At 31.6% G+C, this 12088-nt stretch carries 10 protein-coding genes, 1 riboswitch and 1 other annotated feature (1 of these 12 cut by a window edge); of the genes, 2 read left to right on the top strand and 8 right to left on the bottom strand.

Annotated features, from left to right (window positions below; genetic code table 11):
• Positions 1 to 150 (bottom strand) — a binding site (T-box leader) (it extends 62 nt beyond the left edge of the window).
• A 45-nt stretch (positions 151 to 195) separates the two neighbouring features.
• The 7 genes from GQF29_RS13635 to GQF29_RS13605 form a co-directional block, all read right to left on the bottom strand.
• A complete protein-coding gene (locus GQF29_RS13635; RefSeq protein WP_008787943.1) occupies positions 196 to 834 on the bottom strand; it encodes a redox-sensing transcriptional repressor Rex in 639 nt (212 codons plus the stop codon).
• A gap of 1 nt (position 835) precedes the next feature.
• Entirely contained in the window at positions 836 to 1843 is a 1008-nt protein-coding gene (tsaD, locus tag GQF29_RS13630; protein ID WP_008787942.1) for a tRNA (adenosine(37)-N6)-threonylcarbamoyltransferase complex transferase subunit TsaD, read from the bottom strand.
• Positions 1840 to 2289 (bottom strand): ribosomal protein S18-alanine N-acetyltransferase, encoded by a 450-nt coding sequence (gene rimI, locus GQF29_RS13625; RefSeq protein ID WP_008787941.1) that lies wholly within the window; start codon positions 2287 to 2289, stop codon positions 1840 to 1842. Before rimI ends, tsaD begins: the two co-directional genes overlap by 4 nt.
• On the bottom strand, positions 2280 to 2885 hold the full coding sequence (gene tsaB / locus GQF29_RS13620; protein WP_008787940.1) for a tRNA (adenosine(37)-N6)-threonylcarbamoyltransferase complex dimerization subunit type 1 TsaB: 606 nt from the start codon (positions 2883 to 2885) through the stop codon (positions 2280 to 2282). Before tsaB ends, rimI begins: the two co-directional genes overlap by 10 nt.
• Complete coding sequence (gene tsaE, locus GQF29_RS13615; RefSeq protein WP_008787939.1) at positions 2882 to 3325, bottom strand: tRNA (adenosine(37)-N6)-threonylcarbamoyltransferase complex ATPase subunit type 1 TsaE; 444 nt, start codon at positions 3323 to 3325, stop codon at positions 2882 to 2884. The genes tsaB and tsaE overlap by 4 nt, the downstream gene beginning before the upstream one ends.
• Positions 3326 to 3335: 10 nt before the next feature.
• Positions 3336 to 3872 (bottom strand): DUF402 domain-containing protein, encoded by a 537-nt coding sequence (locus GQF29_RS13610; RefSeq protein ID WP_008787938.1) that lies wholly within the window; start codon positions 3870 to 3872, stop codon positions 3336 to 3338.
• Between the two features lie 135 nt (positions 3873 to 4007).
• Positions 4008 to 4529 carry an energy-coupled thiamine transporter ThiT gene (locus GQF29_RS13605; RefSeq protein WP_008787937.1) on the bottom strand — a complete coding sequence of 174 codons (522 nt, stop codon included), beginning with the start codon at positions 4527 to 4529 and terminating at the stop codon, positions 4008 to 4010.
• Between the two features lie 71 nt (positions 4530 to 4600).
• Positions 4601 to 4702: riboswitch (TPP riboswitch) on the bottom strand.
• 200 nt (positions 4703 to 4902) lie between these two features.
• On the opposite strand from GQF29_RS13605, the gene GQF29_RS13600 reads away from it, so the two are divergent.
• A complete protein-coding gene (locus tag GQF29_RS13600) occupies positions 4903 to 6093 on the top strand; it encodes an acetate/propionate family kinase (protein WP_008787936.1) in 1191 nt (396 codons plus the stop codon).
• A gap of 267 nt (positions 6094 to 6360) precedes the next feature.
• Positions 6361 to 8418 (top strand): HelD family protein, encoded by a 2058-nt coding sequence (locus GQF29_RS13595; RefSeq protein WP_017143844.1) that lies wholly within the window; start codon positions 6361 to 6363, stop codon positions 8416 to 8418.
• A 30-nt stretch (positions 8419 to 8448) separates the two neighbouring features.
• Here GQF29_RS13595 and GQF29_RS13590 read toward each other — a convergent pair whose 3' ends face one another.
• Positions 8449 to 12084 carry a SpaA isopeptide-forming pilin-related protein gene (locus GQF29_RS13590; RefSeq protein WP_008787933.1) on the bottom strand — a complete coding sequence of 1212 codons (3636 nt, stop codon included), beginning with the start codon at positions 12082 to 12084 and terminating at the stop codon, positions 8449 to 8451.
• Between the last annotated feature and the right edge of the window lie 4 nt (positions 12085 to 12088).

Below are 12088 nucleotides of genomic sequence, written 5' to 3'. Positions count from 1 at the left end.
AGCTTTAACGCAGCCTAACGGGATAGTCTACTCTTATTTCTCCTATCCTGCTCATTGAGTGTTCCATATTTTTGATATCTACTTTGCTTACACCATCCAAAGTTCGCTTAAGATACTGATAAAAATATGTTCTCAAATCATTGCTTATTAGTATTATTAACACCTTTTGATGAATATTTCAATACTTTTTCATAATTATTCATCATTTGCATGCATTTTTAAGACAAGTTCTTGAATTGCTACAACAACATCGACAGTTTGCACCACAACATCATCATGAACGGTAAAATGGCTATGTGTGAAATCTACAATCCCCTTAACACCTAATGCCATTAAACGATCAACTGTTTCTTGAACCTGATCACTAATTGCCAAAATAGCAATCTTACATCCTTCTGGAAATGTTTTCTCCAAATCATCAATATGATTTAATTTGACTCCAAAGCGTTCTCCTACTTTATTTTGATCTTGATCATAACAGCAAACAATCTTTCCAACTGTATATTGCCATCTATTATATTTTAAAATTGCACTTCCCAAATTCCCTACACCAATCAATATAATAGATTCATCTAATCCTAATCCTAGAACATTATTTAAAATATTAATGATTTCTTTTGTATCATAACCAATACCTCTTTTTCCTAAAGATTCTTTATCAGTTAAAAAACCAAAATCTCTACGAATTGTTGTGTCTAAAATTCCAGTTGCTTCACTCAATTCACTAGATAAAAAATGTTCTTTTCCTTCATGTTGCATATTGCGCAACGCCTTAAGATATCTAGGGAAACGTGACATCGTTGCCTTTGATATTTTTTGATGTTTATTTACCATATTATTCACCAATACTTTCTTCTTCTAAATCATATGACGGTTTGACACTTAAGTCAAGAGACGAGAATTGCTGATGTTCATACATCACTCTGGCTGCTGAAGCTATCATAGCAGCATTATCAGTACAATAGGCCATTGGTGGAAATAAAACTTTTATTGGACTATCAGCAGTTAATTTCTTCCTTAATCCTCTATTTGCACTCACACCACCTGCCACTATAATCTCTTTCACTTGATAATCTTTAGCAGCCTTTATTGTTTTAGATACCAATACATCTAAAGCAACTTCCTGAAACGAACACGCCAAATCAGCAGGAACAATATCTTCACCACGTTGAGCAGCATTATGACATAAGTTAATTACTGCTGACTTTAATCCACTAAATGAGAAATTATATGAATCATCATTTAATGGTAATGGTAAATCATATGTGTGTTGACCACTAGCAGCCATTTTATCAATAACTGGTCCCCCAGGATATGGCAAGTGTAAAACTCTGCCCGCTTTATCATATGCTTCACCAATTGCATCATCTAAAGTTTGGCCAATGACTTCAAAAGAAAATTCACTTTTCATATAAACAAGTTCACTATGTCCTCCACTTACAACCAGACATAGACAAGGGTATTCAATATCTTCGACCAATTCATTGGCATAAATATGTCCAGCAATATGATGAACACCAATAAACGGTTTATGATAAGCCAAAGCCAATGTTTTTGCAGCCTGCATTCCAACATGTAAAGACCCAACTAATCCAGGTCCTTTTGTAACAGCAATTGCATCTATATCATTCATATTAACATCAGCTTCGTTTAAAGCTGTTTTTAAAACAGTTGAAACACATTCGACATGCATACGACTTGCGATTTCTGGTACAACTCCACCATATAAACGATGTGTATCAATTTGTGATGCGACAACATTACATAACAATTCTCGCTTGTCTTTTAAAATAGCTACTGACATTTCATCACAACTTGATTCAATTGCAAGTATTAAACTCATTCTTGTCCCTCCAATCTTTTGACCATTAAATAAGCATCTTCATGATTATCTTGATAATAATTTTTACGTATTGCCTGATTTTCAAAGCCCAGACCTTTATATAAAGAAATAGCTTTATGATTGGAAACACGCACTTCTAAACTCATAACTTCACAACCTTGAGAAACTGCTAAGGCAAGCATCTCTTCCATTAATAGTCTCCCATAACCTTGCCCCTGATAATCAGGATCAATTCCTACTGTTGTAATCTGCGATTGTTCATACATAATCCAAACACCTACATACCCAACAATCTGCTCATCTACTTCTAAAACAAAATTATATGAAAATTGATTTTCTAAAATTTCGTACATGAAATCCGAAACATCCCAAGTTGATGTAAAAAGAATATGTTCTAACTCAACAATTCTCTCTAAATCATTTATATCCATTGCTCTTATAAGCATATTTGTTTTGCCTCAACATCTTTTAAATAGCAAGGAACTAACGCATCTACATTTTCAATAGGTTCAATTTTTTGTGATAACTCATAAAGATTCTGTCCTAAATTAACCTCAGCCAAAGGAAGTTTAACAACTTCACATTGTCCTACAACCTGATATCCTTCATAAGTTTTCATAAATTCATCAAAATCTTTAATCGCAAGCAACTGTTCTTCACCTAACGCCTGACCATTCTGATAAGCACAAACAAAAACTTTCTGACTTCGTGCATCAATGACTGATACACATGTCTTCAATCCCGCATAAGCTGCCAAAGAAGATATAACTTTTATATGAATTGATGAAACCACACTCAATGTTTTGGCTATTGTCATTGCAACTCTGACACCAGTATAAGATCCTGGTCCTTTTGTAATAATCATTTCATCAATATCTAATAATTGAAGTTGATGTTTCTTAAGCAAAGATGACAAATAAGGTATAGCATTTTCTGACTGTCTCTTTGACCCAAGTTCTTGAACCATTTCTAAACATTGTCCATCTCGATACAACGCCACCATTAAATACTGATTAGATGTATCCATAATCAAGCTTGTCATAACTTCAACTCCTCTACTATATTTTGATATTGAGCTCCATTTGCTTGAAAAGCAAAAGTTCGTGATTCATCATCATTTTTGGTAATTGTAATGTCTAGTCTTTCTTGTGGTAATATGTCTTGAATATAAATAGGCCATTCAACAACACATACCCCTTCATCTTCAAACATTTCTTCAAAACCTAATTCTTCATTTTGACCTTCTAAACGATAAGCATCGAAATGATATAACGGAAGATTCCCTTGATATATCTTAACAATTGTAAATGTTGGAGAATTAATAATCTTTTGAATTCCTAATCCTTTTCCAATCCCTTTTGTAAAGGTTGTCTTCCCAGCTCCCAAATCACCTTCTAAAGTCAATATTGCTCCTGGGAATAAATATGACGCTAATTTTTCACCAAAATCAATCATGTCTTGTTGATTTACAAATGTTAACATAGTCTTCCTCCTATCTATTGTGGACTTGTTCTTGATAAATATGATACCAATGTTCAGCAAACCCTGGTCTAAATGGTCCTGACATATTCATAGCCATCTGAATCAATACATCTAACTGTTCATTTAAGATACGATCTAATTGCTCACCATAATTCATTATTGCCTTATGCTGACGATATTCTTCTTCATCTAAGATTTTATATTTATAATCTGGAAAAACCTTTAAATCTAAATCATAATCTATGTACTTCAATGCTTCACCATCATATAGAGTTGGTGAGGCAATATTACAATAAAAATGAACCCCATTCTTACGAATCATGCATATAACATTATACCATCGATTCTTGGGAAAATAACAGATTGCTGGTTCCCTTGTATACCATTTTCTTCCATCAGACTCTGTTACCAATGTTCTATTATTAATAACAATAAAATGTTGATCCGTTTCTTCAAGAACAAACCCTTTATTCCAGCAACGATGTATACTTCCATCATGTTTATAACAATGAATCAATACATCTTTTCTTTCTAAGCGTTTATTCATAAACCTACCTCTTTCTACAACATTAATATTATACACAAAATAGAGCGAATTTGAAAGGCTTATTATCATCAAGAAAGAAAGTTAAAAAGAAAACTGAGCACTCTGTCCATTTTTACAAAATACTCAGTTTTTATTTTAGTTCAATTTTAAAACTTTATTTAATCTTGGATATATAACTATAAATAATACAAAACAAACAACAAGTGTTCCTAAATTATAAGGAATATTATACGTTAAATTTCCTTGAAGTGGTGTTTGAAAAGCAAACCAACCAGCCAATAAATGAGAAATTGTTTTTATAATCATAATAATGACCATTCCCCAAGGTATATCCATTCCTTTAAAATGCCACAATGGGAAAATCCCACAAAGACCAACTAAGGCCATCGGTAAAACATAATCAAAGAATAGAGATGCTATTCCATAATAAGTTGCTAATCCGAGAACAAATTGAGCACCCAAACAAACCAAAGCTGTAATGAGACCACGAATTGGTCCAAGTAAATATGATGCTAAAAATAAAGCAATTAATGAAAACGCAATATTTCCTCCATGAGGCATTTCCGTTATTTTTGTCATTGGTTCTAACACCAATTGAATGGCAACAAACATTGCCATATAAACCATGTATTTGATTTTTGTGTTCTGTGTATTCATTTTTCTTCCTCCCTTATTCATACATCGGGAGCCAACAAATAAAAAAGCTTTCTCACGAGCGTAAGAAAGCAAAAAAATCCTATTTGCACTCTCTACGCTGGCATTACCCAGTTCAGATGGTAAGGGATAAGGTTAACAACCTCTCTCAGCAAAATGCACCCCTGGCTCGACAATATTATAGCGCATTATATAAATAATTCAAGACTTTTTCTTCACCTATCCATATTCTAACAAGTCAGTTCCTACTCATTTACAAAACATTCTTTTTCTTTTCTTTCTTATATCTTGTTTTGTTATATTTTTCACGTATTTTTTCCTAGTTTTTTTTATATTTAATGCTATAATAAAGAGGAATTAAGGGAGGAAGATACAAATGTCAAAAGTTATTGCGGTGAACGCTGGTAGTTCATCATTAAAATTCCAATTATTCGAAATGGATAATGAAACAGTTATCACTTCAGGAGTTATTGAAAGAATTGGTATGGAAGATTCAATTTTCACAATTAAGTATAATGGTGAAAAAGATGTTCGTACTTTAGCAATTCCAACTCATAAAGAAGCTGTTCATTTATTATTAGATACATTAATTGAGAAACAAATCGTTTCTTCATTAGATGAAATCAAAGGTGTTGGTCACAGAGTTGTTCAAGGTGGTTCTTATTTCCAGGAATCTGCTATTATTGATGAAGATGTTATCAACAAAATTGATGAATTAAAATCTTTAGCACCTTTACATAACCCTGCTCACTTAACAGGATATTATGCATTCAAGGAAGCCATTCCAAGTGCTGGTGCAGTTGCAGTTTTTGATACAGCATTCCATCAAACATTACAACCAAAATGCTATATCTATCCAATTCCATATAAATTTTATACTGAAAACAAAGTTAGAAAATATGGTGCTCATGGAACATCTCATTTCTATGTTTCTCAAAGAGTTATTGACAAATTAGGTCAACCAGAGCATTCTAAAATCATTGTTGCACACTTAGGTGCTGGTGGTTCTTTAACAGCTGTTAAAGATGGAAAATCAATTAATACTTCAATGGGATTCACACCATTAGCTGGTATCATGATGGGAACTCGTAGTGGAGATCTTGACCCTTCTATTATTGATTATTTAATTGAACAAGTTGGTATGGATATGAAAGATGTTATTCATATGTTAAACAAAGAATCTGGACTTTTAGGTGTTTCAGGTGTTTCTAGTGACTTTAGAGATGTCTTAAATGCTGCGAATGAAGGTAATGAAAGAGCAAAACTTGCTATTGATATCTTCTTTAGAAGAGTTATTGCTTATATTGGTAGATACTTTATTGCTTTAGGTGGTTGTGATGCGATTGCATTTACAGCAGGTATTGGTGAAAACTCAGCTTATGCAAGAAAAGAAATTCTTTCATTAGTAAGTGAAGCTTTAGGTATTGTTGTTGATGATGATGCAAACGAAAATGGTGAAGGTGAACGTTTAATTTCTACACCTGAATCAAAAATCAAAGTTTATGTTATCCCTACAAATGAAGAATTGGTTATTGCAAGAGATACAAAACGTTTATTAAACTTATAATAAATAAGAGACTTAAAAAATATAAGTTATAAAAATAATTATAGAGACATAACAAACAAAGGTATTAATCTTTAGATGTTATGTCTCTTTTTGTTATTCATACATCAATATGTCCTTAAAAATCAATGAGTTGTTTGACTTGTATAATAGCAAGATTTAGCAAAACAAAGATATTTTAAATTGATATAATAGATAAAATGAATGGAATAGTTTATACCTATAAAATATTCTTAACACTATCTTATTCTATTAAAGGAGAAAAATATCATGAATACACAAAATAATCAACATAAACAAACGATACCATTTCCAGATGAAATTATTCACTTAGAAACTATTAATAAAAAATTAGATTTATCCATAGCCGAAACAAATTCAAGAGTTGAAAGAGTCAATTATGAATATATAAATTCAAAAAAGTATATGACAGATTATCGTGGGGAACTTGATCCACACGAAATGTTTCAAAATGAATTAGCCCTTAAACAAATTGATAGAACAGGAGCATTTGCTGTTGAAGTATGGGATAAACTCATGAAAATAAAAGAATCTCCCTACTTTGCTCGAATTGACTTTCAAGAAAAGGATGAACAATTAATCGAAAAAATCTACATAGGTCGCTTTTCTTTTCTTCATGAAAATGAACTTTTGATCTATGATTGGCGTTCCCCAATTGCTAGTATGTTCTATGATTATGAAACTGGACCTGCAAAGTATGATGCTCCTATAGGCCAAATTGAAGGCGCCTTAACACTTAAGCGACAGTTTAAGATAAAGAATGGTATTTTAGAATACGCATTAGAAAGTTCTATAAACATCCAAGATGATGTTTTACAACGTGTTCTATCTGATACTTCAAGTGAGAAAATGAAATCAATTATTTCTACAATTCAAAAAAAACAAAACCAAATTATTCGAAATGAAAAAAACAACACAATTATTATACAAGGTGTCGCTGGATCAGGAAAAACATCAATCGCACTCCATCGTATCGCTTTTTTGCTATATCGCTTTAAAAATAAACTATCAGCAAGAAATATAACAATAATATCACCTAATAAAGTCTTTGGTGATTATATTTCTACTGTTCTTCCAGAATTAGGGGAGGAACCAATATATGAATTAAGCTTTGAAAATATTGCCCAAATACAACTAGAAGATATTATCCAATTTGAATCTGATAAAGATCCATTAGAAACCAAAGATATACATTGGGCAAAAAGAACACGTTTTAAATCAACATTATATTTTGTCAAACAAATGAATGTATATTTATCTGAAATTTCTAAGACTCTCTTTGTTCCAAAGGATTATATATATGATGAATTAATAGCTCCAGCTGATTTTATAAAAGAACGCTTTTTCGCTTATCAATCTTACCCAATAAAAAAACGATTACAATTAATTGCTGATGATATTTATCATCGTTTCACATCACGCAATACGATGGGATATAAAGTTCCGCGGCCTCGAACAATTCTGAGTGGCTTAAACAAAATGTTAAAAATGAAAAGCACTATTGCTCTCTATAAAGAATTTTACAAATGGTTAGATTTATCTGAGATGTTTGTATTACCTGCAAAAAAAACTTTAGAATGGTCAGATGTATATCCCTTTCTCTATCTTCATGCAGCATTTGAAGGATTACAAGAGAGTCAACTTATCAAACATTTGGTAATTGATGAAATGCAAGATTATACCCCTATCCAATTTGCTGTTATCAATCAATTATTCCCATGTCAAAAAACTATTTTAGGTGACTTTAAGCAATTGATAAATCCTAATCATCTCAATACTATTGAAGACATACAAACATTATATAATGATGCAATCTATGTAGAACTCACAAAGAGTTATCGCTCTACCTATGAAATTATTACTTTTGCAAATAAAATTCAAAATATTGATCAGTTAGAACCAGTCGAACGACATGGTGAAACTCCACAACTTATATTCTGTAAGAATAAGCAAGATGAAATGCTGAAGTTAAAAAAGAAACTAAAATTATTTCAAGCCAGTTATCGTGCATCTCTTGGAATCATTGTGAGAACAAATAGTGAAGCAAAATCTCTATACTCACAACTCTTACCAGATTATAATATCAATTTAATCTCTCCAGAAAGTACAAGATTTGAAATTGGAATTTCTATTACATCAATTCAAATGTCAAAAGGATTAGAATTTGATGAAGTTATTATTTTAAATGTTAATCATGATAACTATAAGACTGAATATGATAGAAGTCTTCTTTATATTGCTGTCACAAGATGCATGCATCAATTAACAATAATGTATGTAGAAAAACCATCTCATTTCCTCCCATAAATCTTCACTTTATAAGAATAATCATTTTTCTTAATCTTCTTTTTTAAATAATATGAATAGAATAGCACATGCTCCTATCCCCATTATAAGATAAGAGAAAATTATTGTTTGATCTTCTGTTGGAATATCTTTTTGAGGTATATTGACCTTTGGTTCATCTCCTAACGTAATAACTGGAGCCTTTACATTCATAAAAGTAATTGATTGTATTTCTCGACTTTCTGGAATAATAAATTCTGTATCAGCAGCAAGAATATAGCCGAATGGTGCTTCTACTTCGTGAAGAATATAAGTTCTTCCTACAATAAGTCCTTGTACCAAATGTCCTTCCTTTTCACTCACCCACTCATCTATAACTTTATGAGATTCTTTATCTATTACCTGAAGTTTTGCTCCAATGATATTTTCAAGCGTTTCACTATCAACCTTATTTATTTGTGTTTTTGTCACTTGATTTAAAAAATCATATGTAAATATAAGCGTATCTTGTTTCTCAGTAGTATACTTACCATCAACATAATAATGAACATTTTTTAAAAGGTATCCATCTGGCTGTTTCGTTTCTTTAACAACATATAAAGAATTAGTATCACCTACTAATTCATCATTGAGCTCTGACAGTGGCATAATTGCATATTCAGGAGTTAAATCTAATGGTAAATCTGATTGAAAAGAAACCTTTCCATCTTGACGAGAAACAATAGTCTCTAAGAGTGTTCCTGCTTCAACAATAACATCTCCATCATAATTATAAATATCTCTATTGGCAAATAATGATATCTCAGCCCCACTTAAATACTTCTTTGTTTCTTCATCCTTCTTGCTAACCTCCACAACAATCTTTTGTCGCTCATTAGTAATGCCTATATCTTCGTACACAATATCAACACTCTGTCCTTTATATGACAAAGAAAAAGTCTTGACTTCTGAGTTCAAGACATACCCATATGGTGCTTCTAATTCTTTACATTCATAATCTCCCAAAGGAAGTTCATGAGATGTTATTTTTCCTCCTTCTGTTGTTTCTAATGTTTCAATAAGTTCACCTTGCTTATACAGAACTATCCCATCGTGACTTGGATCAAGGATATCACTTTTAGCATAAATCCCAAACTTTGCGTGAGCTAATCCTCTTTCCTCATAAATAAATTTCCCATCTTTATAATCTGTTAAAACTTCACCTTTTTTCTCAATAGTTACCTTGCCCTTTACAGATTGGTCAACCAATTGAACAACTGTAATAGGTGTAACTTGGTCACTGGATATCTCATAATGATCCATAGTGATTTCAAAAGGAATAGGTTCTTTTGTAAGAACGTACCCATCAGGTGCCTCAATTTCCTCTAATTGATAATGTCCTATTTTCAATTTCGTATTCAATGTTATCGTCCCATCATCATGTGTTGTCCATTGATTAACAATAATTTGTGGAAACAACGACCAATCAATATAAGATACATATTCATTTGTATCCACATTTTTAACTTTGAAAGTTGCTCCTTTCAAAAGAACTGTTTTACCTGTTTCCTTATCTTTCTTCACAACTTTTAACAATGATTCAAAAGGAACGTTATTTACAGTTACTTTTTTAATTTGATATCCTATCTCATATAGCGAGGCATCTTTTTCAATTGTTATTAGAAAATCACTTGCTCCATAATATCCCTCAGGAGTTTTGGTTTCTTTAACACGATAAGTTCCATATGGTAATAAAGAAGTTGTTAGATATCCATTTGTATCTGTTGTTCCAACAAAATACTTATGAGCCTTATCAAATCCAACTTTCTCATATTCACTATTTAAAACAAAAGTGAACTCAGCGCCTGCAAGTCCTGGCACGGTACCTGCTTCACCATCTTTGATTCCTTCTTTAAAAATTTGTATCCGTTGACTTGCTATTGTATTACTCGTTTTTGTTTTCACAGTAACATGTGACGTTGTTTGGTTCTGGTAATGAAGAGAAACATATATAATATCAGGATTTAATATCATTGAAGGATTTGTCTGTAATTCTTTAATATAATAATTTCCCATTGGTAAATCTGTCCATTCTATATGCCCATTCTCATCTGTTATTTTCTTTGAAACAAGTTCATCTTGACTATAAAAAACTTTTGTTCCAGAGACATTTGTAATCTTTTCTCGAGCATATAATCCAAATTCTACTTGAGATAAAAAAGCATCACCAAGTTGGTGATCTGTAATAGTACTCTCTATTTCTTTTTCTAAATGAATACTTCCTAAGGGTTCTTTATCTTCAATGGTCGTTGAACTTGTAATGACAGGAGTTGTTTGATTGTCATACCTCAATGAAACTTGATAACGCTCTGTATTTAATAAATATCCAGTTGGAGCTTGCGTCTCATAAACAATATAATTTCCTAAAGGAAGATTCTTTGTTACTGCTGTTCCTTGTTTATCAGTCGTTAAAGTATCAACAACATCTCCATTATTATATAAAACTTTACCAGCAGCTGATATTATCTCCCCATCCGCCACAACATTAAATTTAGCACCAATAATTCTATCTTTATTCTCACTTTCCTTTACTACAGTTATTTTCCCTGTGGGTTCTTTATTACTTACCGTTTGACTTGCACTATCCCCAGCATTCAATGTTATTGTATAAATCGTATCATCTACTAAAAATCCTTGTGGTGCTGTTTTCTCTTGTAAATAATATATGCCTGTTGTTAAGTTATCCACCTTGATTTTACCATTCGTTACAGTTACCTCCTTATCATAATCTCCATTATTCCATAACCTAAAAACTGCTCCATTAATTAGATTTCCATAAACATCAGTCTTGGTTAACTCTAAACTTGCTAATTGTAGCCAGTCCACAGTAAGAGAAGTTGTTTTAGATGGATCTTCAACATATTCACCATATCCTGTAGATTGATAACTACCTCCTGCTTTTGCTAATATCGGACTAAAGTTATAACTTTTTGTTTGTTCTCCAGTATTCCATTTATCTAATTCCACATTCAAAGGAGCTTCAAAATGAAATTTTGTTTTACCTTTAATTGTTAAACTTCCACCTGTTTGTCTGTTTCCATTTCCTTCATTAACATAAGTTACTTCATCTGGTAAATTTATAGTTATACCAAAAATATCGCTACCACTTTTCAAAGTAATAGATTCCGTTTTTTGAATATTTCCATCTCTGAATGCAAGGACATTAGATTTAGAAAATTCTAATTCAAACGATGGAACCTTATTTTTTTCTATAAATTCCATAAAATTCTTAATAGTTTTGAATGAAGAATTATCTCCATAGTAGTAATAACTCAAAGCAAGTGATGTGACTACTATACCATGTGCTCTATTTTCAAAACCACTCCATTGTTCTGGACCACCCCATCCATAATACAATACCTTCCTAATATCAGCATTATCATAAATGGAAACTGTAATCTTTGTACCTGTTGGTGGTGTGCTTTTTGGGTGTTCCATACAAAATGCTTGTTTTCCATTAATAGTAAAATCTCCTACAATATTACTACCATATGTTATTTTTCCATTATATTCGATTTTATCTTGTTTTGGATAATCATTGCTATTAGAAATATTATTTGCAGATACATTTCCAATTGAGACTAACGAAAATGATACTATTATTATGATTGATAGTATCATTTTAAATAATTTGCTTAACTTGTTCAATATT

This window comes from Coprobacillus cateniformis, from assembly GCF_009767585.1.
Lineage (GTDB): Bacteria > Bacillota_I > Bacilli_A > Erysipelotrichales > Coprobacillaceae > Coprobacillus > Coprobacillus cateniformis.
Note: the sequence above shows the minus strand (reverse complement) of the source record. Positions and strands in the feature narration are given on the sequence as shown.